Annotated in this window: 21 protein-coding genes and 1 riboswitch; of the genes, 13 read left to right on the top strand and 8 right to left on the bottom strand. The window is 60.9% G+C overall.

Going from position 1 to position 25,459, the window contains the following annotated elements:
- Positions 1-8: 8 nt before the first annotated feature.
- The 3 genes from AC1RDQ_RS11195 to AC1RDQ_RS11185 are packed head-to-tail and all read left to right on the top strand — an operon-like array spanning position 9 to position 3,483.
- On the top strand, positions 9-1,451 hold the full coding sequence (locus AC1RDQ_RS11195; RefSeq protein WP_340312338.1) for a PIG-L family deacetylase: 1,443 nt from the start codon (positions 9-11) through the stop codon (positions 1,449-1,451).
- Positions 1,448-2,602, top strand: coding sequence for a glycosyltransferase family 4 protein (locus tag AC1RDQ_RS11190; protein WP_150754789.1), 1,155 nt, complete (start codon positions 1,448-1,450; stop codon positions 2,600-2,602). Before AC1RDQ_RS11195 ends, AC1RDQ_RS11190 begins: the two co-directional genes overlap by 4 nt.
- Positions 2,599-3,483: a glycosyltransferase gene (locus AC1RDQ_RS11185; RefSeq protein ID WP_102669306.1), complete on the top strand. Its 885-nt coding sequence runs from the start codon at positions 2,599-2,601 to the stop codon at positions 3,481-3,483. Before AC1RDQ_RS11190 ends, AC1RDQ_RS11185 begins: the two co-directional genes overlap by 4 nt.
- Before the next feature lie 65 nt (positions 3,484-3,548).
- On the opposite strand, the gene AC1RDQ_RS11180 is transcribed toward AC1RDQ_RS11185, so the two are convergent.
- Together AC1RDQ_RS11180 and AC1RDQ_RS11175 are read right to left on the bottom strand one after the other, a co-directional pair.
- Positions 3,549-4,772, bottom strand: a complete 1,224-nt coding sequence (locus tag AC1RDQ_RS11180; RefSeq protein ID WP_492587256.1) for an acyltransferase family protein — start codon at positions 4,770-4,772, stop codon at positions 3,549-3,551.
- Positions 4,772-6,634, bottom strand: a complete 1,863-nt coding sequence (locus AC1RDQ_RS11175) for a bifunctional O-antigen ligase/aminoglycoside phosphotransferase family protein (RefSeq protein ID WP_150811910.1) — start codon at positions 6,632-6,634, stop codon at positions 4,772-4,774. Before AC1RDQ_RS11175 ends, AC1RDQ_RS11180 begins: the two co-directional genes overlap by 1 nt.
- Before the next feature lie 154 nt (positions 6,635-6,788).
- Here AC1RDQ_RS11175 and msbA point away from each other — a divergent pair, with 154 nt between their 5' ends.
- The gene (gene msbA / locus AC1RDQ_RS11170) at positions 6,789-8,591 is read left to right on the top strand and encodes a lipid A export permease/ATP-binding protein MsbA (protein ID WP_057712276.1); all 1,803 of its coding nucleotides are present in this window, start codon (positions 6,789-6,791) and stop codon (positions 8,589-8,591) included.
- Between the two features lie 211 nt (positions 8,592-8,802).
- Entirely contained in the window at positions 8,803-10,227 is a 1,425-nt protein-coding gene (hldE, locus tag AC1RDQ_RS11165) for a bifunctional D-glycero-beta-D-manno-heptose-7-phosphate kinase/D-glycero-beta-D-manno-heptose 1-phosphate adenylyltransferase HldE (RefSeq protein ID WP_407515008.1), read from the top strand.
- Between the two features lie 180 nt (positions 10,228-10,407).
- Here the strand turns inward: hldE and AC1RDQ_RS11160 are convergent, their stop codons facing one another.
- From AC1RDQ_RS11160 to AC1RDQ_RS11145, 4 genes are all read right to left on the bottom strand, one after another.
- Complete coding sequence (locus AC1RDQ_RS11160) at positions 10,408-11,373, bottom strand: hypothetical protein (protein ID WP_057712274.1); 966 nt, start codon at positions 11,371-11,373, stop codon at positions 10,408-10,410.
- Positions 11,374-11,405: 32 nt separating this feature from the next.
- A complete protein-coding gene (locus tag AC1RDQ_RS11155) occupies positions 11,406-12,218 on the bottom strand; it encodes an aldo/keto reductase (protein ID WP_492587254.1) in 813 nt (270 codons plus the stop codon).
- A complete protein-coding gene (locus tag AC1RDQ_RS11150) occupies positions 12,215-13,390 on the bottom strand; it encodes an NAD(P)/FAD-dependent oxidoreductase (RefSeq protein ID WP_057712272.1) in 1,176 nt (391 codons plus the stop codon). The genes AC1RDQ_RS11155 and AC1RDQ_RS11150 overlap by 4 nt, the downstream gene beginning before the upstream one ends.
- Before the next feature lie 201 nt (positions 13,391-13,591).
- Positions 13,592-13,924, bottom strand: coding sequence for a DMT family transporter (locus tag AC1RDQ_RS11145; protein ID WP_492587252.1), 333 nt, complete (start codon positions 13,922-13,924; stop codon positions 13,592-13,594).
- A gap of 103 nt (positions 13,925-14,027) precedes the next feature.
- Between AC1RDQ_RS11145 and AC1RDQ_RS11140 the strand changes: the two genes are divergently transcribed.
- On the top strand, positions 14,028-14,930 hold the full coding sequence (locus AC1RDQ_RS11140; protein ID WP_191622243.1) for a LysR family transcriptional regulator: 903 nt from the start codon (positions 14,028-14,030) through the stop codon (positions 14,928-14,930).
- An 11-nt stretch (positions 14,931-14,941) separates the two neighbouring features.
- Complete coding sequence (waaA, locus tag AC1RDQ_RS11135; RefSeq protein ID WP_492587250.1) at positions 14,942-16,234, top strand: lipid IV(A) 3-deoxy-D-manno-octulosonic acid transferase; 1,293 nt, start codon at positions 14,942-14,944, stop codon at positions 16,232-16,234.
- Positions 16,235-16,355: 121 nt separating this feature from the next.
- Here waaA and AC1RDQ_RS11130 read toward each other — a convergent pair whose 3' ends face one another.
- Positions 16,356-17,789: a TolC family outer membrane protein gene (locus AC1RDQ_RS11130; RefSeq protein WP_492587248.1), complete on the bottom strand. Its 1,434-nt coding sequence runs from the start codon at positions 17,787-17,789 to the stop codon at positions 16,356-16,358.
- Between the two features lie 205 nt (positions 17,790-17,994).
- Positions 17,995-18,100: riboswitch (TPP riboswitch) on the top strand.
- 165 nt (positions 18,101-18,265) lie between these two features.
- Here AC1RDQ_RS11130 and thiC point away from each other — a divergent pair.
- Both thiC and cytX read left to right on the top strand, forming a co-directional pair.
- A complete protein-coding gene (gene thiC, locus AC1RDQ_RS11125; RefSeq protein ID WP_008063536.1) occupies positions 18,266-20,155 on the top strand; it encodes a phosphomethylpyrimidine synthase ThiC in 1,890 nt (629 codons plus the stop codon).
- A 152-nt stretch (positions 20,156-20,307) separates the two neighbouring features.
- Entirely contained in the window at positions 20,308-21,600 is a 1,293-nt protein-coding gene (gene cytX / locus AC1RDQ_RS11120; protein WP_492587246.1) for a putative hydroxymethylpyrimidine transporter CytX, read from the top strand.
- Here cytX and AC1RDQ_RS11115 read toward each other — a convergent pair.
- Positions 21,569-22,315: an RsiV family protein gene (locus AC1RDQ_RS11115; protein WP_102669298.1), complete on the bottom strand. Its 747-nt coding sequence runs from the start codon at positions 22,313-22,315 to the stop codon at positions 21,569-21,571. The genes cytX and AC1RDQ_RS11115 overlap by 32 nt on opposite strands.
- Before the next feature lie 224 nt (positions 22,316-22,539).
- Between AC1RDQ_RS11115 and AC1RDQ_RS11110 the strand changes: the two genes are divergently transcribed.
- The 4 genes from AC1RDQ_RS11110 to AC1RDQ_RS11095 all read left to right on the top strand — a co-directional run bounded on the left by AC1RDQ_RS11110 (position 22,540) and on the right by AC1RDQ_RS11095 (position 25,410).
- Positions 22,540-23,157: an NUDIX domain-containing protein gene (locus tag AC1RDQ_RS11110; protein ID WP_150811903.1), complete on the top strand. Its 618-nt coding sequence runs from the start codon at positions 22,540-22,542 to the stop codon at positions 23,155-23,157.
- The gene (locus AC1RDQ_RS11105) at positions 23,148-23,600 is read left to right on the top strand and encodes a DUF1249 domain-containing protein (RefSeq protein ID WP_007977461.1); all 453 of its coding nucleotides are present in this window, start codon (positions 23,148-23,150) and stop codon (positions 23,598-23,600) included. Before AC1RDQ_RS11110 ends, AC1RDQ_RS11105 begins: the two co-directional genes overlap by 10 nt.
- Positions 23,601-23,712: 112 nt before the next feature.
- Positions 23,713-24,528 (top strand): 3',5'-cyclic-AMP phosphodiesterase, encoded by an 816-nt coding sequence (gene cpdA / locus AC1RDQ_RS11100; protein ID WP_492587244.1) that lies wholly within the window; start codon positions 23,713-23,715, stop codon positions 24,526-24,528.
- A 273-nt stretch (positions 24,529-24,801) separates the two neighbouring features.
- Positions 24,802-25,410: a YqiA/YcfP family alpha/beta fold hydrolase gene (locus tag AC1RDQ_RS11095; RefSeq protein WP_492587242.1), complete on the top strand. Its 609-nt coding sequence runs from the start codon at positions 24,802-24,804 to the stop codon at positions 25,408-25,410.
- Positions 25,411-25,459 lie beyond the last annotated feature (49 nt).

Genomic DNA, 25,459 nt, shown 5'->3' with positions numbered 1-25,459 from the left:
GCCAAACCATGAGCCGCAAACAGCAACTGCTCAAGCGCCATCGGCGCAATAAACGTATCGGCCTGCTGATTGCGCTGGTGCTGTTGATCGTCATGGGTGTGCTGGTGGCCTGGTGGTTGCCGCTGGTGCTGGCGGTTCTGGGTTGGGTTGCCCACGAAGCCTGGTTTGCCGACCACCTGTTCTACTCACCGAAAGACGATTACCAGTACAGCTTTCCGCCCTACACGCCCCAGCCCAAGGTGCACCTGAACGGTGAACATTTGCGGCTGGACGAGGGCGTGATGCTGGTCGACGATGCGACGCTGGTGCTGGCCCTGCGGGTGAAAAGCACCTGGCTGGGACGTTTTATCGATCCAGTGGTCGAGTTGGCGGGGGGCGAAAATCCTGACCGACAAACCTTCGAACGAGGCGTAAACGGCCTGCGTTATCTCAATCTCAGTGGTCAGGCTCAGGCGCTGTCGCGTGGTGAGCTGCGCTTGCGCGGGCGTTTCTGTCGTGTGTTCGGTGAGCCTGTGCTGTGGGCACTGGAACATCCGGATTATCGGCGTCAAAGGGTGATGGTCATCGCGCCCCACGCCGATGATGCCGAGCTGGCAGCCTACGGTTTGTACAGCCAGGCCGACGAAACCTGGATCGTCACGCTGACAGCGGGCGAAATCGAAGCCGAACACTACCGGCAGATGGGACTGAACAAGGTCGATGCGGCCCGCTTGAAAGGCCGCCTGCGCACCTGGGACAGCATCACCGTGCCACGTTGGGCCGGTGTACCCGAGGCCCGCTGCGTACAACTGGGTTATTTCTGCCTGCAACTGGCGAGCATGCAGGCTGCGCCTGCGGTGGCCGCGGGATCACGGGAAGCGGACCTGGGCGATACCCGGCTGTTCCGTCAGTTGAATCCTTTCACGCTGCCGGGCGATGCCGATGGCGCGCCGACCTGGAACAATCTGCTGGCGGATCTGCGTGAGTTGCTGCTGCGGGCCCGCCCCGAGGTCATCGTCCTGCCGCATCCGACCCTCGATCCGCATCCCGACCATGTCTGCGCCCAGGCGGCAGTTCTCGAAGCCTTGCAGGGCCTGGACTGGCAGCCGACCACGCTATTGGGCTATGCCAACCACCTGCACGACAACGACCGCTGGCCGATGGGTGATACCGGTGATGGCATCGCCTTGCCGCCGGCCTTCGATCCGGCCCAGCCGATGCAGCCTTATTGCCTGCCCTTGCCGCTGGAGCAGCAGCGAGACAAGGCCATGGCGTTGGGCATGATGCACGACTTGCAATCGGCGATGCCGTTCAAGCGTCGCTTGCGTCGGTTGATACAACGTTTGTTGGCCGGCCGGTTGCCGTCCACCTATGGCCAGAACGAATTCTTTCGCAAGGCCGTCCGGCGCCACGAGCTTTTGTGGTCCATCAAGCACACACCAGGCAATGTTTCTCAGCGGGGAGAGTTATGAGTCAGCGGTCAAAGGTCCTGCAACTGCAGCCTGACTACAACGTCAAAGCCCATGATTTCGCCGACCTCGCGGAGCAAATCGTCAAGGCCCTACCCAGTGATCGCTATGAAGTGACCGCCGCGTTTCTGCGCGGCAAACCCGGGCCGGGCGAAGCAGTGAGCCGAGCCGACCGTTCGGTGTACTTCGAATTTTCCGACAAGTCCCTCAAGGGCATGCGCCTGCGGGCCATGTGGCAGCTGTACAAGTTCTGCCGTCGGGAAAAATTCGATGTAGTGATCTGCAACCGCTTCAAGCCGGTGAACATGATGCTGGCGCTCAACCGCTGGTTGAAAGTGCCGTTGTGCATCGGCATTTCCCACGGCTTTGGCGAGTACGACCGTTTTTACCGGCGCCGCCAGACCCAGCGCCTGATTGATCGTCACTGGCGCTTCGTCGGCGTGTCGCCAGCGGTGAAACAGTATCTGCTGGACTGTGACTGTGGCTTCACCGATCAGAATACCTATGCCATCACCAATGCCATCGACATCGAGCAGGCCGAAGGTCTGCAACACAGTCGTGAAAAGGCCCGTGAAATGCTGGGCATCGATCCGTCGGTGCGGCTGATCGGTGCGTTGGGGCGACTGGTGCCGGTCAAGGGTCATATCTATTTGCTGCAGGCCTTCGCGGCACTCAAGGACAAATACCCCAATACTCAACTGGCGATCATTGGTGCCGGCCGCGAAGAGTCGCGCCTGGCCGCGGAAATCGACCGCCTCGGCCTCAGCGGTCGCGCCCATTTGCTGGGGTTCAAGGAAATTGCCCTGCAGTACATTCGAGCTTTCGACATCTGGACCATGCCTTCTTTGGCCGAAGGCCTCGGGCTGGCGCTGCTCGAAGGCATGAGCGGGCATTTGCCGGTGATCGCCTCGAACGTGCCGGCCATGTTGCCGCTCATCGAGGGGGCCGGTGGCCTGGCGATTACGCCGAAGGATGTGCCGACGCTGCAGGCGGCGCTGGACACTTACCTTGGCCTTTCGGATGACGAGCTCAAGGCCAAGGGCGAGCAGTCCTTCCGTTATCTGCAGCAACACCATGACATTGAGGAGTTCCGTCGCGAATACCTCAATCTGATCGATTCCGGCCTGGAACAGGCCCGCAAGGAGCAGCCATGAACGACGCGCAACCCATCGTCACGGTCATCATCGCGTCGTACAACCACGCTCCTTACATCGAGGAAAGCATTCTCAGCGTCCTCAACCAGACCTATCGGAACATCGAGTTGCTGGTGGTCGACGACGGCTCGAAGGATGACAGCGTCGAGCGGATCAAGGCATTGCAGGCCATCCATGGCTTCGACTTCCGGGTTCAGGAAAACCAGGGGCTGACCAACACCCTCAACGGTGCAATTGCCCGGGCCAAGGGCAGCCTGATCGTGCCGTTCGGTTCGGATGACATCATGCTGCCGGAGCGAATCGCCACTCAGGTCGCGCATATGGAGGGCAAGCCCGAGGTCGGCATTTGCGCCGGTAACATCGAACTGATCGATGCCGACGGCAATCTCTACCCCGAGAAGCGCCAGCGTCGGGATGTGCCGTTCCGTCGTCTGGATTTCGACGACATGTTCCTCGAGCGCAAGCCCTATCCTCCGGCGCCTACCCTGATGATCCGCCGCGAAGCGCTGGACAAGGTGGGCGGTTTCGACCCGACCATTCGCCTGGAAGACTTGCTGATCGAGCTGAAGGTGACCCATGCCGGTTACTTCATCGACGGTCTGAATGTGTTGATGGCGCGCTATCGCAAGCACGCCACCAACTCCTATAAGAACCACCGCTTCATGATCGACAGCATCCTGCGCACCTACGCGCTCTTCAGCGATCACCCGCTGTATGACGAGGTGCGCTACAAGTTCCTCAATTCCATGTTCCTCAAGACCGCCAACCGTGATCGCAAGCTGGCGCGGGAGTTGCTGGCGCAGATTCCGTTCAAGGCCTGGAACAAGAAAACCTGGCGTGGACTGGGCCGGATGTATTTCTCACGGCTGGAGAAAGACTGAGCCGGAGGCTGGATTCAAGGAGGGGAAGGCGGGCATTGTCCTCGGTGACATGCCCCGGCAATGGCTCAACGTTGTTGAGCCGTTTCCTCCGGAAGTTCTTTCCTCGGCTTCCTGTTCTGGCGCAACCAGTGCAGGGTTTTCTTGCCGGCATTGATACCGGGCTTTTCGATGTACAGGTAAGTCAGGCTGCTGATGATGATCAGCAGGCAACTGCACACGGCCAGCAACGGCAGGAAGACCCAGGCTTGCCGGACGTCAAGGTGCAATATCGGCGGCAGCCGCTGCACCAGTACCCAGAGCACGAAACCGTGCAGCAGATAAGTGCTGTAGCTGATTTCCCCCAGCCAGCGGATGCTGCGTGGTCTCAGGGCGCCGAACAAGGTATTGCCGGACGCCACGATCACAAAGAACAGTGAAAGCAGCAGCAGCGCTCCCAGGTTGAATGCCCGGTTGAACGCCGTAAAGGCGATCGCCAATGCGAGCAGGGCGATGATGCCCGCCAGCGGAGACAAGCTCCAGGCGACGCATTGTGGACGGCGAATCCAGTACGCCGCAGCGATGCCGCCGAGGAAGCTGGCAAGGAAGTGCTTCTTCAGCGAGTGTTCCCAGCCGACCACCTGGTACAGGGTATAGATGCCGATCAGGCACAGCACCGTCTGCATCCAGCCACCGCGATAAATGAACACCATGGCAGCCAGTGGCAGGGCCAGATAGAAAAACAACTCGTACCCCAGCGTCCAGGTGACGTTGGAGATCAGCATGCCGGTCTGGTGGTACTGGTTGACGTCTGGCCGGTCGAAGATCAGCCAGGCCAGGGTCTGGCCAATGAGTTGGGTGCCGGAGTCCTTGAGTTCCCAGTCCTGCAAATAGAACACACAGACAAACACGGTCAACATCAGCGGCAGGTAGAGCGGGTAGAGGCGAAACAGCCTGGATACCGCAAATGCCAGCCAGTCGTGCTGCCGTCCGTGGGTGAGCAAGCGGTTCCAGAACAGAAAACCGGTGATCATGAAAAAGAGGGCGACGCTACCCTGGCCGAGCTGCGAGTAGAAGTTGCTCGGTGGAAAGTCGATCACGCCGGTTTTCAGAAAGATCCAGGTAATGATCGAGTGGTGCACGAACACGCCGAAGGCCAGATACCCGCGTAAGCCGTCGATGCCGGCAAAGCGGCTTTCGCCGCAATGCTCCAGCTCTCGGGGGATTTTCGGCACGCTGCGCAACAGTAGCGCAGCGGTCGCGATGGCAAGCAGGTAGGCCGCCATCGCGATAAGCGGGTTGGTTTCTGTCATCAGTGAGCCTGGGCCGGAGGACTCCCGGCCAGCACGTGCCTGTGCAAATTATCCACGTCGGCTTTCGAGGCCGTCGCGGCATATCCCAGCAGCAGTGCTTCGAAGTGATCCTCGAACAACCAATGCCGATCCGATGCGTAGCGCTGCATGTGGCGCAGATTACGCCGACGCAGGGAGGGGCTCAATGCCGAGGGGTAAATTCGCAGGTCGGCCAGGTCGATCAGGCCGAACTCGCCGTCCTCCAGCACCAGCACATTGCCCAGGTGCAGGGAGCGGAAGTAGACCCCTTGCTGGTGCAGTTGAGCCATGAATTTACCGAAGCGCTCCACCAGTGCCTGGCGCACCGCCGGGGCGGTGATGCCTTGCAGGATCTGGCGCAGCGTGTTGCCCGGCAACGGGGAGTAATGCACGGCGGTGCTGCCGTCTTCGAACCGGTAAAGGTCGAGGATGTGCGGTGTCGGGATGCCCATGCCGCGCAGTTGCACGCTATTGACGGCAAAACGATCGGAGTAGGGCGTGAAACTGCCCGAGGTATACCAGCGACGGCGACGGAACAGCTTGAGAAAACTGCCATCGGTCAGGCGCAGGACCTTGGGGCCCAGACCATCCTCTTCGATGACCCTGGCATCGGCAGTCAGCTGTTGCAGGGCGCTTGGTGTCGCCGTCTTGATCGGCGTGTCCAGCAGGCGCCGGGCACGCTGATTGATGCTCAATGCGGCAATCAGCGCCAAGGGGATCCATAGCAGGAACCAGTGCTCCTTGGGGCGAGAGATGATCCCGCCACCTTCAGTCAGGCCTGCACCGATACCGAAGGCCAGCCAGGCTGAGGCGATGATAAACAGCGGTTGCACACGATGGCGCCGGCTGCTGATGAAGCTCCATACAACAAAGAACAGCCATGGCAGCAGGCCGATAATGCCGACGTAGTAGAGCACGCCCAGGGCAAAGCTATGGGGTTCCTGAAGGTTGTAGCCTACGCCGGGGTCCAGTCTCAGTGCGGCGTTGTAACCGTGCCCGATCCATGGGTGTTCAGCGATCCGGTTCAGGGTCAATTGCCAGAGCTCGATGCGGAAGGAACTGCCTCTTTCGAAGATTTTGTCCGCAAATAACGCGAAAGTCGCCGTGCCGGCGAAGAACATGGCGCCAAGCATGAAGACCGAGCGTCGATTCCAGCAGATGAAACACAGCCAAAGCGCAGCCAGCGTCAGTGCAACCAGTGGGGTCCTGGAGCCGGTGGCCAGCACCGCGGCGAACATGATCGCCATCGCCGGTACGCTCAGCCAAAGTACCTGGCGTCGCTTGCAGGTCATGCTCAGGCTCAGCCAATAGGTACAAAAAAAGCCGAAAACGTGGGAGCTGAGCAGTGGATTGTCAAATGCGCCTACACCGATCAGGCGCATTTCCGGTTGGTAGATCTGGTCGAACCTGTACAGGTTGTAGGCAGAGATGACCAGTGCCACCGTCGCGGCGCAGAACAGCAGGGGCTGGATGATTTCGCTGCGAAAGCGCACCAGCAGGTAGCAGCCAACGAACAGCAACAAGGTGTGCAATGGCGGTTTGAACTGGCCAAAGTCGATGTCGTCGTCTGGCCTCCAGCTCAGGCTGAGCAGTGCCCACGCCATAAATAGCAGGGCTGCAATGACGATCGGCTCGCGCAGCAACTCTTTGCCGAGCCGCGGCCGCAGGCACAGTGCAAAGAGTGCCGGAATGCTGAACAGGCCATAATAAAGCTTGTGATGCACACTGCGCCCCGGCAGGAAAAACAGCGCACAAAGCAGCAACAGATAACCGAGCGGAAGGATCCACAAACAAATGAAATCGAAGATTCTGTTGGACGTGCTGTTCAAAACGTTTAATTGCATGCTGGGTAACTTATTCCTGAATTGAGCGACCATACCAAGGCAGGGACATCGGGTGGCTATTTGACGCGCCACAATACACAGACTGTATGCGATTGCCAGAACCCTGGGGAAGCTGTGGTAAAGTCAGCGTCCTTTTCATCGACATTCGCGTGATATGACCGACTCCAGTCTCTGCGCAAGCCCATCGAGCTTGAAAATCTACTTCCGCCTGCTCGGCTATGTCCGGCCGTATATCAGCCTGTTTTTGATCAGCATCGTCGGTTTTCTGATTTTCGCTTCGACACAGCCAATGCTGGGCTACATCCTCAAGTACTTTGTCGACGGTCTATCCAATCCTGAAGCGGTGCTGTTTCCAACAGTGCCCTACCTGCGGGATCTGCAACTGCTGCAGGCGGTGCCATTGTTGATCATCCTGATCGCCGCGTGGCAGGGGTTGGGGTCGTATCTGGGCAACTACTTCCTGGCCAAGGTTTCCCTGGGCCTGGTCCATGACTTGCGGGTCCAGTTGTTCAACAACCTGCTGGTGTTGCCAAACCGGTATTTCGACAAGCATAACTCGGGGCACCTGATTTCACGTATCACCTTCAACGTGACCATGGTCACGGGGGCGGCAACAGATGCGATCAAGGTCGTAATCCGTGAAGGCATGACGGTGATCTTCCTGTTTGCCTCGCTGTTGTACATGAACTGGCGCCTGACGCTGGTCATGGTCGCCATCCTGCCGTTGATCGCCCTGATGGTGCGCACGGCCAGCAAGAAATTCCGCAAGCAGAGCAAGAAAATCCAGCTGGCCATGGGGGACGTGACGCATGTGGCGTCCGAAACAATCCAGGGCTATCGCGTGGTGCGCAGCTTCGGCGGTGAAAAGTACGAAGAGAAACGCTTCTTCGATGCCAGCCAGGGCAACACCGACAAGCAATTGCGCATGACCCGCACCGGCGCCATCTACACGCCGTTGCTGCAACTGGTGATCTACACCGCCATGGCCGTGCTGATGTTCCTGGTGCTGTTCCTGCGGGGCGATGCGTCGGCCGGCGACATGGTGGCCTACATCACCCTGGCTGGCCTGCTGCCCAAGCCGATTCGCCAGCTGTCCGAAGTCAGCTCGACCATCCAGAAGGGTGTGGCCGGCGCTGAAAGTATCTTCGAGCAACTGGATGTCCAGCCTGAAGTCGATACCGGCACCGTCGAGCGTGATGTGGTCAGCGGTCGCCTGGATGTGCGCAACCTCAGCTTTACCTACCCTGACACCGAGCGTCAGGTGCTCAATGACATCAGTTTCTCGGTCGAGCCCGGGCAAATGGTGGCGTTGGTGGGACGTTCGGGCAGCGGCAAGTCGACCCTGGCCAACCTGATTCCGCGTTTCTATCACCACGACAAGGGCGAAATCCTGATCGATGGCGTCGAAGTGGAGCAGTACAAGCTGTTGAACCTGCGTCGGCATATCGCCCAGGTGACTCAGCACGTGACCCTGTTCAGCGATACCGTGGCCAACAACATCGCCTATGGCGATCTGGCTGGCGCACCCCGTGAAGACATTGAAAAGGCGGCCAAGGATGCCTACGCGATGGACTTCATCGCTCAATTGCCTGAAGGCCTGGACACCCAGGTCGGGGAAAACGGCGTGCTGCTGTCCGGTGGGCAGCGCCAGCGCCTGGCGATTGCCCGGGCACTGTTGAAGAATGCTCCGCTGCTGATCCTCGATGAGGCGACTTCGGCGCTCGATACCGAGTCCGAGCGGCATATTCAGGCAGCCCTGGACCAGGTCATGAAAGGTCGCACCACGCTGGTGATCGCTCACCGCCTGTCGACCATCGAGAAGGCCGACCTGATCCTGGTGATGGATCAGGGGAAAATCGTCGAGCGCGGCACCCATGAACAACTGCTGGCGCAAAACGGCTACTACTCGCGCCTCAACGCGATGGGCCTGGACGCCCCGGCCGAAGACATCGCCTGACCCCGAAAGGGCGAGCCTGGCTCGTCCTTTTCGCACTCCCGTCGAAACCGGCCAGCCACTACCGTGACTTTGATGATTTCGCCTAGCGGGTTTATTGCTCAAAAAATGAGCAAAAAATGCTGGCGAATCATCCCGTTGCAGCCACCGCACTAGCCGACACCAACCCTGTGTTAATATCGCGCCCCTGTTCATTCTGTATGTGGGTTGCACCATGAAGTTGTCCATGCCGCGATTCGATCAAGCCCCTGTCTTGGTGGTCGGCGATGTCATGCTCGACCGTTACTGGCATGGTGGTACCTCACGGATTTCTCCTGAGGCACCGGTGCCGGTGGTCAAGGTCGATCACATCGAAGACCGCCCGGGCGGTGCTGCCAACGTTGCCTTGAACATTGCCGCCCTGGGGGCTCCGGCTTCGCTGGTCGGTGTCACCGGCGACGATGAAGCCGCCAACAGCCTGGTCAACAGCCTCAAGGGCGCCGGCGTGCGGGCCATCTTCCAGCGCATTGCGCACCAGCCGACCATCGTCAAGCTGCGGGTCATGAGCCGTCACCAGCAATTGCTGCGCATCGACTTCGAAGAACCCTTCGCCACCGACGCGCTGGCGCTGGCCGCGCAGGTCGATGAGTTGCTCGAAGGCATCAGGGTGCTGGTGCTGTCCGACTACGGCAAAGGCGCGCTGAAAAACCATCAGGCGCTGATCCAGGCTGCCCGCGCCCGCGGCATTCCGGTGCTGGCCGATCCCAAGGGCAAGGATTTCTCGATCTACCGTGGTGCGAGCCTGATCACGCCAAACCTCAACGAATTCGAAACCATCGTCGGTGGTTGCGCCGATGAGCACGAATTGGTGAGCAAGGGCGCGCAACTGATGCACGACCTTGACCTCGGTGCCTTGCTGGTGACCCGTGGCGAGCACGGCATGACCTTGCTGCGCCCGGATCATCCAGCGCTGCACTTGCCGGCCCGGGCCCGTGAAGTGTTTGACGTGACCGGTGCCGGCGACACAGTAATTTCCACCCTGGCGGCCGCGATTGCTGCGGGTGAGGAGTTGCCCCACGCGGTGGCCCTGGCCAACCTGGCGGCCGGTATTGTGGTCGGCAAGCTCGGTACGGCGGCCATCAGTGCGCCTGAACTGCGTCGTGCGATTCAGCGCGAGGAAGGTTCCGAGCGTGGAGTGCTGGGCCTTGAGCAGCTGTTGCTGGCGGTCGATGATGCCCGCGCGCATAACGAGCGGATCGTGTTCACCAACGGTTGCTTCGACATCCTGCACGCCGGTCACGTGACGTATCTGGAGCAGGCGCGGGCCCAAGGCGATCGCCTGATCGTGGCGATCAACGACGATGCATCGGTCAGCCGCCTGAAAGGTCCAGGCCGTCCGATCAACAGTGTCGACCGGCGCATGGCCGTACTGGCCGGCCTGGGTGCGGTGGACTGGGTGATCAGCTTCTCGGAAGGCACCCCGGAAAACCTGCTGAGCGCGGTCAAGCCGGACGTGCTGGTCAAGGGCGGCGACTACGGCATCGACCAGGTGGTCGGCGCGGACATCGTGACGGCCTATGGCGGTACAGTGAAAGTGCTGGGGCTGGTGGAAAATAGCTCGACCACCGCGATTGTCGAGAAGATCCGCAAGTCTGAATAATCTGCGGCCACCTGTGGCGAGGGGGCTTGCTGTGGCGAGGGGGCTTGCCCCCGTTGGGTTGCGAAGCGACCCTAAACCTGCAACTGCGGGGTATCAGGCACACCGCATGCACGGGTTCTCCGACTGCTTCGCAGCCGAACGGGGGCAAGCCCCCTCGCCACAAAAATCCACGTGATCTTCCTATCGTGCCGCTTTACGCGGCACTATTTTCTTCAGCAACAGCTTGGCCTTCCCGCGTAACCGCGCCAGGCCCGAATCCTTCCCCGGCGGGGTCAGGCCCTGCTGCCTCACCCAGTCCTTCCAGCGAATTCGCTCGTCGCGAACCAGCCAGCCTTCCTGTCGGGCAAAACTCTCGGCCAGGTACAGTCCGCGCGTGCTGGCGGGACACAGCTGATCCTTTTTCAAGGTGTAGAGCTCAGCCATCGGGTGGCCGTCCTGCAAGGGCATCAAGTACAGATCGGGGCGCTTGCGGTCGAGGCGGGCGACGAGTTGATCGCCTTCCAGTCGTTCATCGACATGGAACAGGCTCAGGGATTTGGCTTCCTTGGGAACGTCCAGGCGCAAGTCGTAGATCAGTTGCAGTGACGCCGTTGGCAAATGCACGTAAGCCCGCGGACGCTCCATCAGCATCAGGTTGGCGCAACGTACCGGTCGCGCCGAGCCAGACAGTGGCGACAAGCGAAACGGCAGGGCTTCACGGTAATGCAGGGCGGCCGAGTAGGGCGCTGGCAGCCAGGTGTCGTTGAACCGCCCACCGAGCCAGCCTTCCGGGGTTTCCAGCAGGCATTCTTCGGCTATCTCCTGGATCGCCGTGTGCAAGGGCAGATTCAGTTCATGGGCGGGCACGTAACCGGAGATCAGCTTGAGCACCACATCGCCACGGTCCTGCCGGCGTTGGCGCACCAGCACCCAATAGTCGCGATTCTGCCAATGCAGGGTCAGGCGCACCGAAACCCCGAGGTTGGCCAACTCCAGGGCAAACCGTTCGCTGTCGCCAACCGTCACCGGCCGACGACGTTGCAGGGTCTGGGAAAAATTCAGCGGCCTGCCGACGCTCTGATAAGCCAGGCCTTCGGGGGTCGCTTCGACGAATAACGGCAGGGTCTTGAAGTTGCTCGGGTTCTTTCTGATGAGCGTACGCGACATGTCGGCTCCTGCTTAAGGCCGCGTGGGCGGCGTCAGTGGCTACGTAGGACCTGGGCAACGGTCGCGACATTGTGGGCGAGGTGCAGCGGATTGATGGTCCCGACAATAGCACTGGCAACACCCGGATGTTCAAACAACAACTCGAAACTGGCGCGCACCGGATCCACGCCCGGACTCAGGCAGACATGACCACTGGCGAGGGCTTTCTTGACCAGAATGGCTTTGCCGTGTGCAGCAGCATAGTCAATGACGGCTTTCTCGCTTTGTTCGTTCAGATTGTAGGTGACCATCGCGCAATCGCCTTGCTCCAGTGCCTTGAGGCCACCGTCGACGGTTTTGCCGGAAAACCCGAAACCGCGAATCTTGCCTTCGGCCTTGAGCTCGGCGAGAGTTTCGTAGACTTCGCAGTCATTGAGGATCGCCAGGTCGTTACCATCGGAGTGCACCAGCACCAGGTCGATGAAGTCGGTTTCCAGGCGTTGCAGACTGCGTTCCACCGACATACGAGTGTGCGCGGCGCTGAAATCGTGACGGGACTGGCCGTCGGCAAACTCCTCGCCGACCTTGCTGACAATCACCCAATCCTGACGCTGACCGCGCAACAACGGGCCGAGGCGTTCTTCGCTGCGACCATAGGCCGGGGCGGTGTCGATCAGGTTGATGCCCAGGTCGCGGGCGAGTTTGAGCAGCCTGCGTGCTTCATCGTCATCGGGAATCTGGAAGCCGTTGGGGTACTTCACCCCTTGGTCGCGGCCCAGTTTCACGGTGCCAAGACCCAGGGGGGAAACCAGCAGGCCGGTGCTGCCCAACGGGCGATGCAGGTCGTGCAGGGTCGGTTGGCTCATGGCAGCAGTTGCTCCCAGGCCGGTACGCCCATCGGCGGCTTCGGCAGTTCAGGCAGCGCTGCCGGGTGGCTTGGCTGGATACCGTCGCGGGTCAGGCTGGCGATCACCCGGTCGGCGAAGTCCGGCGCCAGGGCGAGTTTGGTCGGCCAGCCCACCAGCAGTCGGCCTTCCTCGGCCACAAAGGCGTTGTCGGGACGGGTCAGGCCTGATTGCAGCGGTTCGGCGCGATCCACGCGCAAGGTGGCCCATTGCACTGTGCTCAGGTCGATCCATGGCAGCAATTGACCTAGTTCTTTCTGTGCGGTGGCGATCTGCTCGGCGGGCTCACGGGTCACGCCTTCGGATTCCGCGATATCGCCGCCCAGGTACCAGACCCATTGGCCATCCGCCGCCGGGTGCGTGGTCACGGTGATGCGCGGTTTGGTGCCACCACCCAGGCAGTGGGCGTACAGCGGTTTGAGGCTTGGCCCCTTGGCGATGATCATGTGCAACGGGCGGCGCTGCATGGCGGGCTGGCTCAGGCCCAGCGTTTCAAGCAATGCCGCGGTTCCGGCGCCGGCGCTCAGGACGATGCGTTGGGCACGGATCTCGCGCTCGTCCACCTTCAGGCCGACCAGCACGCCGCCTTCGAGCAGCGGCTCGATCTTCTGCCCGGCAAGCAAGCCATCTCCGGCCAGATCGGCCAGGCGCTGGATCAGGCTTGGCACGTCGACCACCAGTTCCGCCAGGCGATAGACCTTGCCCTTGAAACGTTTGTCTTGCAGGGCTGGCGGCAATTGCTCGCCCTTGACCTGATCGACGCGGCCGCGCACGGCTTTGCTGGCGAAGAAACTGGTGAGGTTGCCGGCAAGGGTGCCAGGGGACCAGAGGTAATGGGCTTCGGACAACAGTCGCACCCCGGACAGGTCCAGTTCGCCGTCGCCAGCCAAGGCTTCACGCCAGCGGCGCGGCATGTCGGCGATGGCTTCCGAGGCGCCGGTCAGGGCGCCATGCAGCGCGTATTTGGCGCCCCCGTGGATGATGCCCTGGGACTTGACACTCTGCCCGCCGCCGAGGCTGGCGCTTTCCACCAGCACGGTCGAAAAACCCTGGCGACGCAGGCGCGCATTCAGCCAGAGGCCGGCGACACCAGCGCCGACAATCAGCACGTCGGTGGAAATAACGGATGGCATTCGGCGACCTCTGTGTTCAAGACGAGGGCGCAGTATACAGACTCGAAGATTGGAGGGGCTGACGCCAGTACTCTCGAGTCAACGAGTAACCCTGTGGGAGCGAGCTTGCTCGCGATAGCGGTGGGTCAGTCAACATTGATGCTGAATGCCATGCCGTCATCGCGAGCAAGCTCGCTCCCACAGGGGGTCGTGTTTCGAGCTCTAGTGCCCGGCAGTCTTGGAGAAGAGCTGGATGACCACAACACCCAGCACAATCAGCGCCATCCCCATCATCGCCGGCACGTCCAGCTTCTGCCCATAGATAAACAGCGCTGCGACGCTGACCATCACGATTCCCATGCCGGCCCACACGGCGTACGCCACGCCCACCGGAACGCTGCGCACCACCAGGGTCAGCATCCAGAAGGCGATCGCGTACCCGACGATGACCAGCACCAGTGGCAGCGGGGTGCTGAAGCCTTTGACCGCTTTCATCGAAACAGTGGCAATCACTTCGGCGCAGATGGCAATGGCCAGGTAGTAGTAAGCGGTCATGGGTCAATCCTCGTGTGAAGTGTTGCTCTCTGAGGTCGGCATTCTAGAGATTCGCCAGATGCGGTAAAGTCATTACCTATCTGTTTGAGAGATGGGTTGAGCCATGAGCATGCAATGGAATCTGGAGCAGCTGCGGTTGTTTGTGAGCGTGGCGGAGCAGCGTTCGTTTTCTGCTGTTGCGCGCGATCAGCGCAAGGCGCAGTCGGCGGTCAGCAGTTCGATAGCGTTGCTGGAAGAAGACCTGGGCGTCAGCCTGTTCGACCGCAGCAGCGGCCGTCAGCCGAAACTCACTGAAGCCGGCACGGCTTTGCTGGACGAAGCGCGGGAAGTGTTGCGCCAGTGCGAACGGCTCAATGGCCGGGCGCTGGCGATGATGCGCGGGCAGGAAGCTCGACTGCGTGTGGCGCAGGATGAGGCGATGCCTTATCAGCCGATCATCGAAAGCTTCGAAGCCCTGGCGGAAAAATTCCCCAGCCTTGAAGTGCAACTGACCAGCGCCGCCCAAGGCGATGTCGCGCGCAAGCTGGTGGAGCGGCGCGCCGATCTGGGGTTGCTGTTCTTTCACGATCAGATTCCCGAGGCACTTGAGCGGCGGGTGCTTGGCAGCGTGGAAATGGTCACGGTGTGCGGCAAGGATCATCCGTTGGCGCGCAAGGGCGCAGTGGACGGCCAGCAACTGGCGCAACATCGGCAGTTGCTGATGTCCACAGAGTCGAGCATTTATCCCGGCAGTGATCCGGCCAGCCCGCAGGTCTGGCGCGCCGACAGCTTCTATGTGATGGCCGAATGGCTGGTGCGCGGCCTTGGCTGGGCCTGGTTGCCGCGCCACGTAGTGCAGTACCCGACCTATCAGAACCAGATGGTCGAACTGGTCAGCGAATGGACCCCGCCGGCCTTGGTGGTGGAACTGGTATGGCGCCGGGATGAACCGCTCGGTCCGGCCGCGCGCTGGCTCGCCGAACGTTTTGCCGTGCACTTGCAGACGATAGGCGAAAAAAGCCGATAAACTCCGCCGCCATGAATAGAACTCTCTACACCGCGCTGTTTTATCTGGGGCTGCCATTGGTAGCGATTCGGCTTTGGCTGCGCGCGCGCAAGGCGCCGGCGTATGCCAGGCGCATCGGCGAGCGCTTTTCCTACGGGATGCCGACGATGAAACCGGGCGGCATCTGGGTGCACGCCGTGTCGGTGGGCGAAAGCATTGCGGCCGCACCGATGATTCGCGCCTTGCTGGCGCGTTATCCGGATCTGCCGATCACCGTGACCTGCATGACCCCGACCGGTTCGGAACGCATCCATGCACTGTTCGCCAATGAGCCGCGCATCCAGCACTGCTATCTGCCCTATGACCTGCCTTGCGCTGCCCGGCGCTTCCTTGATCGGGTCCAGCCGAAACTGGCGGTGATCATGGAAACCGAACTGTGGCCCAACCACATCCATCAATGTGCCAAGCGCGGGATCCCCGTGGCGTTGGCCAATGCGCGGCTGTCCGAGCGTTCGGCCAGAGGTTACGGCCGGTTCCCCAGGCTGACCCAGCCGATGCTGGCCGAGATGAGTCTGTTCGCGGTGCAGACCGAAGCCGAGGCCCAGCGCTTGCGCGACCTGGGCGCGCGGACGGAAACCGTCGAAGTGACCGGGTCGATCAAGTTCGACCTGACCATCGACCCGCAACTGCTGGAGCGCGCCGTTGAGTTGCGCGGGCAATGGCAGGCGCTGGAACGACCGGTGTGGATCGCGGCCAGTACCCATGACGGCGAAGACGAGGTGGTGCTGGCGGCCCATCGTCAGTTGTTGGCCAGTCACCCCGATGCCCTGCTGATTTTGGTGCCGCGTCATCCTGAGCGCTTCAATTCGGTGTTCGGGTTGTGCCAGCAACGAGGGTTTGCCACGGTCCGGCGCTCCAGCGGCGATGCGGTCAGTGCGAATACTTCAGTGCTGCTGGGCGACACCATGGGCGAGTTGCTGTTTCTCTACGCCCTGGCGGACAGCGCATTTGTCGGTGGCAGCCTGGTGCCGAATGGCGGGCATAACCTGCTGGAACCGGCGGCCCTGGCTAAACCGGTGTTGAGCGGTCCGCATCTTTTCAACTTCCTCGAAATCGCCGCGCAGTTGCGCAGTGCCGGGGCGTTGCAGGAAGTGGAAGATGCCGAAGGGCTGGCGGTGGCGGTGCAGCGACTGTTCGAACTGCCGCGAGATGCGCAGCGCATGGCTGAGGCCGGGTTGACGGTGATGCGCACCAATCAGGGGGCGTTGCAGCGGTTGCTGGATGGGTTGGGGCGGTTGATCGACAAGTCTTCAATTCGCCGCTGATCCTGTGGGAGCGAGCTTGCTCGCGATGGCGGCTGTACATCCAACACCTAAGTTGCCTGTCAGTCAGCTATCGCGAGCAAGCTCGCTCCCACAAGGTTTATGCTGCCTTGAACTCTGATGGTCAAGGTCGCGCTTTCAACTGCTCCTCTGCCGCCTTGGCCAGATCCGGAGGCAGGAAGTCCTTGTCCGGGTTGTAGTTCGGGTTGAGCCAGCGAGCCAGGGTTTGCAGGTCCCCCGGATTCAACGTGCCGGCCTGTTGCTTCAAGCGCAGGTTGTCGAGGATGTAGTCGTAGCGGGTGTTGTTGTAGTCGCGCACCGAGGTGTAGAGCGAGCGCTGCGCATCCAGCACGTCGACGATGTTTCGCGTACCCACCTGATAGCCGATTTCAGTCGCTTCCACCGCGCTCTGGTTGGAGATGATCGATTGCTTGCGCGCCTGTACCTGCTCCACATCGGTGTTCACCGCGCGGTGCAGGTCGCGGGTGTTTTCCACGATGCTGCGGCGCAGGGATTCGCGTTGCTGTTCGGTCTGGTCCAGTTGTGCATAGGACTGACGCACCTGGGAGTTGATCAGGCCACCGCTGTAGATCGGGATGTTCAGTTGCAGGCCCACGGTCGTTTGCTCGACGTTGCCGCCGTAGGGTTGGCCCAAGGGAACCGGATTGCTGAAGCCCAGCGCATCGTTGTCGCCTTTCTCGTACTTGGCGACCGCGTCAAGCGTTGGCAAGTGCCCGGACCTGCGCTGCTTGACGGTTTGCTCGGCGGCGCTGACGGCATAGTTGCTGGCCAACAGATTGAGGTTCTGCCTGCCCGCGGTTTCGACCCAGGCCTTGGCGTCGTTCGGTACTGGCGGCAGGATCGGCAAGTCATGCCTGATGCCCCAGATCGAGTTGTACTGACGGTTGGTCAGGGTAATCAATGCTTCAAAGGCGTCGTCCACCTGGCGCTGCGCAACGATGCGGTTGGCGCGAGCGGTGTCGTAGCTGGCTTGTGAGTTCAATACGTCGGTCTTGTCCGAGAGGCCGACATCGAAACGCTCATTGGATTGATCGAGCTGGCGTTTGAACGCCGCTTCTTCGGCCTTGGTCGAAGCCAGGTTGTCCTGGCTGCGCAGCACGTTGAAATAGCTGTCAGCGGTTTGCAGGATCAGGTTTTGCTCGGTCGCCGAGAGTTGCAGGGCGGCCTGTTCGTTGACTTCCTTGGCGGCCTGGAACTGGAACCAGCGATCGGCGCGGAACAGCGGCTGCGCCAAAGTGGCCTGGTAGGAATGAGCGTCGCGGTTGGTCGTGCCCGAAGGTTGATCGAGCGACGTACGCACCTCGGAAACATTGGCGCCGCCCGAGAGGTTCGGCAGCAGCCCGGCGCGAGCCTGGGGCACGACTTCTTTCTGCGCGCCATATTGGGCGATGGCAGCCGCCAGGTCGGCGTTGTTGTTGACGGCTTCTTGATAAACGCTGACCAGGTCCGTCTTGGCCGATAAGGGCGCATCTGCTGCCCAGGCCATTCCGTTGGACGCACAAGACACGGCGAGGGCCAGTGAGAGTTTGCGCAGCATAGACGATCCCTAGAATTGATATTACAGAGGTAATTTGAGCGCCAAGGCTAAGGCCCTGCTTTGACAGCGTCAATGCGCGGCTCAGCGTAGCGAGTGTAGTTGTGCATTCGGACGGCAACAATCCTGATACTGCGTGTAATTACGCCATTCATCATGGTGTTTGCCGTGGGGTTGGCGTTCTTTGCCAGTTGTGTCTAGACTGGCCGGGTTCTTGTCGGGGTGCCTTGCTTTGAGGCTGAGATCGAATAATTTCGGATCCCGTTGAACCTGATCAGGTTAGCGCCTGCGTAGGGAACAAGATTTCTCGTCACCCGGCGAGTCCTCTTGTGCTTCGTCCGGGATGTTGTTCGACAATCGAACACCCCTCGAGCACTGAGCACAGCACAGCTGGTTTTCCCAGCGCCCGTGCGTCCATTCGTTTACAGGTTCGCTCCGACAAAAATCCACTGCCTGGATGTGTGTCTGGAGAGCCCGTGATGACTACAAAAGCAAAAATCGCCACCAACCTGAGTGATTCGGCCAAGGTCGATCAGCAATCGGTTCAGCCGTTTACCCGCTCGCAAAAAATCTATGTTCAGGGCACTCGCCCGGACATCCTCGTGCCGATGCGCGAAATCAGCCTGGACGTGACGCCGACCGACTTCGGTGGCGAGGTCAACGCACCGGTGGTGGTGTATGACACCTCGGGCCCGTACACCGACCCCAATGTCATCATCGATGTGCGCAAAGGCCTGGCCGATGTGCGTTCGCCGTGGATCGAATCCCGTGGTGACACCGAGCGCCTGAGCGGCCTGAGTTCGAATTTTGGCCAGGAGCGACTTGCCGATCCGGAGCTGACCAAGCTGCGCTTCGCCCACGTCAACAACCCGCGCCGCGCCAAGCCGGGCGCCAACGTCAGCCAGATGCACTATGCGCGCAAAGGCATCATCACCGCCGAGATGGAATACGTCGCCATCCGCGAAAACATGAAGCTGGAAGTGGCCCGTGCCGCCGGCCTGCTGGACCAGCAACACGCCGGCCACAGCTTCGGCGCCAGTGTGCCGAAAATCATCACCCCGGAATTCGTCCGTGACGAAATCGCCCGTGGCCGGGCGATCATTCCGGCCAACATCAACCACACCGAACTGGAACCGATGATCATCGGCCGTAACTTCCTGGTGAAGATCAACGGCAACATCGGCAACAGTGCACTGGGTTCGTCCATCGAAGAAGAAGTGGCGAAACTGACCTGGGGCATTCGCTGGGGTTCGGACACGGTCATGGACCTGTCCACGGGCAAGCACATCCACGAAACCCGCGAGTGGATCATCCGTAACTCGCCGGTGCCGATCGGTACGGTGCCGATCTACCAGGCCCTGGAAAAAGTCGGCGGCGTGGCCGAAGACCTGACCTGGGAGCTGTTCCGCGACACGCTGATCGAGCAGGCCGAGCAGGGCGTCGACTACTTCACCATCCACGCCGGCGTGCTGTTGCGCTACGTGCCGATGACCGCCAAGCGTGTGACCGGCATCGTTTCCCGTGGCGGTTCGATCATGGCCAAGTGGTGCTTGGCGCACCACAAAGAGAACTTCCTCTACACCCATTTCGAAGACATCTGCGAAATCATGAAGGCCTACGACGTCAGCTTCTCGCTGGGCGATGGCCTGCGTCCGGGCTCGATTGCCGACGCTAACGACGAAGCGCAGTTCGGCGAGCTGGAGACTCTCGGCGAGCTGACCAAGATTGCCTGGAAACACGACGTGCAGTGCATGATCGAAGGCCCGGGCCACGTGCCGATGCAGTTGATCAAAGAGAACATGGACAAGCAGCTCGAATGCTGCGACGAGGCGCCGTTCTACACCCTTGGCCCGCTGACCACCGACATTGCGCCGGGCTACGACCACATCACCTCCGGTATCGGTGCGGCGATGATCGGCTGGTTTGGTTGCGCGATGCTCTGCTACGTGACGCCGAAGGAGCACCTGGGCCTGCCGAACAAGGATGACGTGAAGACCGGGATCATCACCTACAAGATCGCCGCGCATGCCGCCGATCTGGCGAAGGGGCATCCGGGCGCACAGATCCGCGACAATGCCTTGAGCAAGGCGCGTTTTGAATTCCGTTGGGAAGACCAGTTCAACCTGGGGCTTGATCCGGACACCGCGCGTTCGTATCACGATGAAACCCTGCCGAAGGATTCGGCCAAGGTGGCGCACTTCTGCTCCATGTGCGGGCCAAAATTCTGCTCGATGAAGATCACCCAGGAAGTCCGCGAGTATGCGGCCAACCAGCGGATCGAAGCGGTCGACGTGGACGTCGCCCAAGGCATGGCCGAACAGGCCGAGCGCTTCAAGCAGGAAGGCAGTCAGCTGTATCAGAAAGTTTGATCTGAGCTGAGGTCGGCGGTGTTTTCACCGCCGCCATCGCGAGCAAGCTCGCTCCCACAAGGGATTTGTGAGCGCCGCAAGTCCCCTGTGGGAGCGAGCTTGCTCGCGATGACGATCATACAAACAACAAATGTCCCTCTGAGATAACACCCTTGAGCATTCAACCCAGCACTTACTCCCCCGATATCGCGGTGCCGACCGACAAGCGTGTATTCGGCGGCCGCGATCTGTTTTCCCTGTGGTTCTCCCTCGGCATCGGCCTGATGGTCCTGCAGACTGGTGCATTGCTCGCGCCAGGCCTTGGCCTGTCCGGTTCGTTGCTGGCAATTTTTCTTGGCACCCTGGTCGGCGTTTTGCTGCTGGCCGCCGTCGGCGTGATCGGTAGCGACACCGGCCTGTCGTCGATGGCCGCGCTCAAACTCAGCCTCGGCACCAAAGGCGCAAGCCTGCCGGCGGTACTGAACCTGCTGCAATTGATCGGCTGGGGTTCGTTCGAAATCATCGTCATGCGCGATGCTGCCAGCCTGCTGGGCGCGAAGGCCTTCAACGAAGGTAGCCTGCTGTCCAATCCCGTGCTGTGGACGCTGTTTTTCGGTGCCCTTGCGACCTTGCTCGCGGTCAGCGGTCCGCTGACTTTCGTGCGCCAGATCCTGCGCAAATGGGGTATCTGGCTGCTGCTGGCCGCGTGTGTCTGGCTGACCTGGAACCTGTTCGCCAAGGCTGACCTGGCCGCATTGTGGGCCCAGGCCGGTGACGGTTCGATGCCGTTCGCCGTGGGTTTCGACATCGCCATTGCCATGCCGCTCTCGTGGTTGCCGCTGATCGCCGACTACTCGCGCTTCGGCAAACGGGCGAAAAACGTCTTCGGCGGCACCGCCATCGGTTTCTTCATCGGCAATTTCTGGCTGATGAGCCTGGGCGTGGCCTACACCCTGGCGTTCGCGCCGAGCGGTGAAGTCAATGCCTTGCTGCTGGCACTGGCCGGCGCCGGCCTGGGGATTCCGCTGTTGCTGATTCTGCTGGATGAATCGGAAAACGCCTTTGCCGATATTCACTCGGCGGCGGTGTCCAGCGGGATTCTGTTGCGCGCCAAAGTCGAGCACCTGGCGTTGGCCATCGGCGTTATCTGCACGCTGATTGCCCTGCTGGCGCCGTTGGCCCAGTACCAGAACTTCCTGTTGCTGATCGGTTCGGTGTTTGCGCCGTTGTTCGGCGTAGTGCTGGTGGATCACTTCATCCTGCGCAAACGCAGTGGCCAGGTGGCGTCAGCCGCGTTGCGCTGGCCGGCGCTCCTCGCCTGGCTGGGCGGGGTCAGCACCTATCATTTGCTGGCCAACCTGTATCCGGATGTCGGCGCAACCCTGCCGGCACTGGTAGTGGCAGGGTTGCTCCAGCTAGTGCTGGGTCGGGCCTTCAGTTACGGCCGGGAAACAGCTCGGGCTTGATGATGCCGTTCAGGCGAGGGTAGGGGATCTTCAGTTCGACATGGCCCAGCGCGTAAGGCGCGATGGTGCTGGTTTCGTATTTGAGGATTACCCCGCCGTAGGTCAGCGCCACGTTCTGGGTTTTCTGGAACGGCCAGCTCTTCACGAACTCCGGTTCCTGATCGAGCTTGGTGCTGATCAACCAGCTGTTGTGCGCCACTTGCGCGGCTTTCCAGAACGCGTCTTCCTGCCCTGGCACCAGCATGTCCGACAGCGTCAGCACTTTATGCTGTTGGCGTGAATAGTTGATGAAACCTCGACCTGGGGTGCCATGGGCACCGCCGGTGTCCAGGTAGCTGGACAATTCGACGATCACCAAGCCGTCATGCTGCTCACGTACCTTTGCCTGCAGATAGCTGCTGAAGCGCGGGCCGGCGGTGCGCAAAAACTCTTCGCGATAGGCCGCCAGGGTCGGGGCGACCGGCGCGTCGGGCGAGGTGCGGGTCATTTGCAGCAGGCGCTTTTCGATGATGCCGTCCAGTGCAGGCTCGTCCGGGAAGTGCAGGGTGTCGATGTTGACCAGGGGGCAATCCGGGTTGCTGCAACCGGGCTTGAGTTGCTCGGAGGCGTCGCGGGTGGTTTCCAGCGGCGTCCGGTAGTTGGGCTGGAACAGGCTCGCGCAAGCGCCCAGGGTCAGGGCGATAGCGGCCACGGAGGCGATTTTGAAAAGCGACATGAGCGTCCTTTCTGAAACAGGGAAGGCAAAAAGTTACCGGCTTCGACTCTCAACAAAGCAGTCAGTTCGCCACTAAGCTAATTAGAGTGGGTTTCGCCCTCACCGTCCATCTCGCTGACGGGAAAGGGGCTGCATCAAACGTCACGGGCGCGTTAGGATGGCGCGAAGTCGAGGCCCAGGAAAAAAGCAGCCTCGAACAGGATTTGCAGTAAAAGAGGATAGTCATGACGGATTTTGCCAACGCCATTCCGACCGCCGTTGATATCGTGCGGCGCGAAAAGTGCTACGAGGGCTTCTACAAACTCGAACGCGTGCACTTGCGCCACGAATTGTTCGCCGGGGGCATGAGTCGCGAGATCAATCGTGAAGTGTTCGTTCGCCATGACGCGGTATGCATGCTGCCTTACGATCCACAACGCGATGAAGTGGTGCTGATCGAGCAGTTTCGCGTCGGCGCCATGGGCAAGACCGACAACCCGTGGCTGATCGAACTGGTCGCTGGTCTGATCGACAAGGATGAAGTGCCGGAAGCAGTTGCTCACCGCGAAGCGCAGGAGGAAGCTGGGCTTGAAATCGGGGCGCTTTGGCCGATGACCAAATACTTTCCATCGCCGGGCGGCAGCAACGAATTCGTGCATCTGTACCTGGGGCGTTGCGACACTACCGGGGTTGGCGGCCTGCATGGGCTGGAGGAAGAGGCAGAAGACATCCGCGTCACGGTCTGGGCTTTCGACGATGCCCTGCAAGCCGTGCGCGACGGGCGTATTGCCAACGCGGCGAGCATCATTGCCTTGCAATGGCTGGCTTTGAACCGCGTTGAAGTGAGGGGGTTATGGTCGTAAACAAGCTGCGCGATCGCTATCGGGTGGACCTGGTGGGGCTGCAAGCGTCCTGCGAGGCGAACTACGCGCGCTTGATGCGACTGCTGCCGGACATGCGCAGCGAGCCCGCCGCGCGGCGCATCGCCGTGACCCATGGCGACCAGATGCTCGGTGTGCTGGCCCTGGAAGTCCTGCTGACCTGCCCCTACACCACGACCCTGCAAGTGCGTCAGGAACACAGCCTGCCCTGGCTGCCGGTGCCGCAACTGGAAGTGCAGGTCTATCACGACGCGCGCATGGCCGAAGTGGTCAGCGCCGAACATGCACGACGCTTTCGCGGCATCTATCCTTACCCGAACGCCTCGATGCACCAGCCGGACGAAAAGGCCCAGCTGAACATGTTTCTGGGCGAGTGGCTGAGCCATTGTCTGGCGCTGGGGCATGAGTACGAAGTGGTACGTTAATTGTGATCAGCAGTTGTGAACTGCGTCAGGTTCACAGATTTCCCCTTTCGATCGTCCCCCAGCATAATTGCGGCACTTACCCATCCCCGTGATCACGCCCTGGGAGAACGCCTTGCCGAGCGTATCCACATTGACCACCGCCGATCCGGCGTTGCTGGTGCAACTCTCCGATAGTCACCTGTTTGCCGAAGCGGACCGCGCGTTGCTGGGCATGAACACCCGCGACAGCCTGCAAAAGGTCATCGAACTGGTGCGCGCGCAACAGCCGCGGATTGACTTGATCCTGGCCACGGGTGATCTGTCCCAGGACGGGACGCTGGAGTCCTACAAACAATTTCGCGACATGACGCGTCAGCTCGATGCGCCGGCGCGCTGGATTCCCGGCAATCACGATGAGCCGCAGATCATGGCCGAGGCGGCGGTGCAGAGCGCTTTGCTCGAACCGGTGGTGGATATCGGCAACTGGCGGGTCACGTTGCTCGATTCGGCGGTGCCAGGCTCGGTGCCGGGTTATTTGCAGGATGAACAGCTGCAGTTGCTCGCCCGCTCATTGAGCGAAGCGCCGGAACGCCATCATCTGGTGTGCTTCCACCATCACCCGGTGTCCATCGGTTGTGCATGGATGGAGCCGATAGGCCTGCGCAATCCCGAGGCGCTGTTCGCCGTGCTGGATCGCTTCGAGCAGGTACGTGCGGTGTTGTGGGGGCATGTGCACCAGGAAGTCGACCGGATGCGCAACGGCGTACGTTTGATCGCCTCGCCCTCGACCTGCATCCAGTTCGAGCCCGGCAGTGAGGATTTCAAGGTCGGGGAACAGGCCCCAGGATATCGCTGGCTGCGGTTGCTGCCCGATGGGCGGCTGGAAACGGGTGTCGAGCGGGTCACCGGGTTTGATTTCACCGTGGATTACGGTTCCAACGGCTACTGACCCCCCTGTAGGAGCGAGCTCGCTCGCGATTAGCCTGAGAGCGCCGCGGGGCGTCAGGTTTGCACCGTTATCGTTGACGACCATCGCGAGCAAGCTCGCTCCCACATTGGATCTGCGTTGTTCATAAATCCCTTGTAGGAGCGAGCTCGCTCGCGAAAAGCGCTGAGAGCACCGCGGGGCGCCAGGTTTTCACCGTTATCGTTGACGCCCATCGCGAGCAAGCGCGCTCCTACAGTAAACTCCGCCTCTTTAGCCGACGCACAGGGAGCTCAAATGTCCGGTTCGATCCTTTATATCCACGGCTTCAACAGCTCGCCGTTGTCGAAGAAGGCCTGTCAGTTGGTCGAGGTGATGGAGCGTCTGGGCCTGAGCGAACACTTGCGCGTTCCGGCATTGCACCATCACCCGCGCCAGGCTATCGAGCAGCTGGAGCAAGCGATTGCCGAGCTGGGGCGGCCACTGCTGGTCGGCAGCTCGCTCGGCGGCTACTATGCCACTCACCTGGCCGAGCGCCATGGCTTGAAAGCCCTGTTGATCAACCCTGCCGTCAGCCCGCACCGGATGTTCGACGGCTATCTGGGGACGCAGAAAAACCTGTATACCGAAGAGACCTGGGAAATGACCCACGACCACGTGGTGGCCCTGGCCGAACTGGAAGTGCCGGCGCCCCAGGATCCACAGCGTTATCAGGTATGGTTGCAGACGGCAGACGAAACGCTGGACTATCGCCTCGCCCAGCAGTATTACCGGGCATGCGCCTTGCGTATCCAGGCCGGCGGCGACCACAGTTTCCAGGGTTTTGCCACGCAACTGCCGACCATGTTGAGTTTTGCCGGCATTGGCGCCGATTTGTATCAGGCAATCGATTTCACCGCACTGTGAGCGATAGCCCCATGAATTCTTTTTTCACCGAACACTGACGACGAGACCC

It is taken from the genome of Pseudomonas sp. GW823-FHT02E01, assembly GCF_058797535.1.
This window is presented reverse-complemented; position numbering and strand designations above follow the sequence as displayed.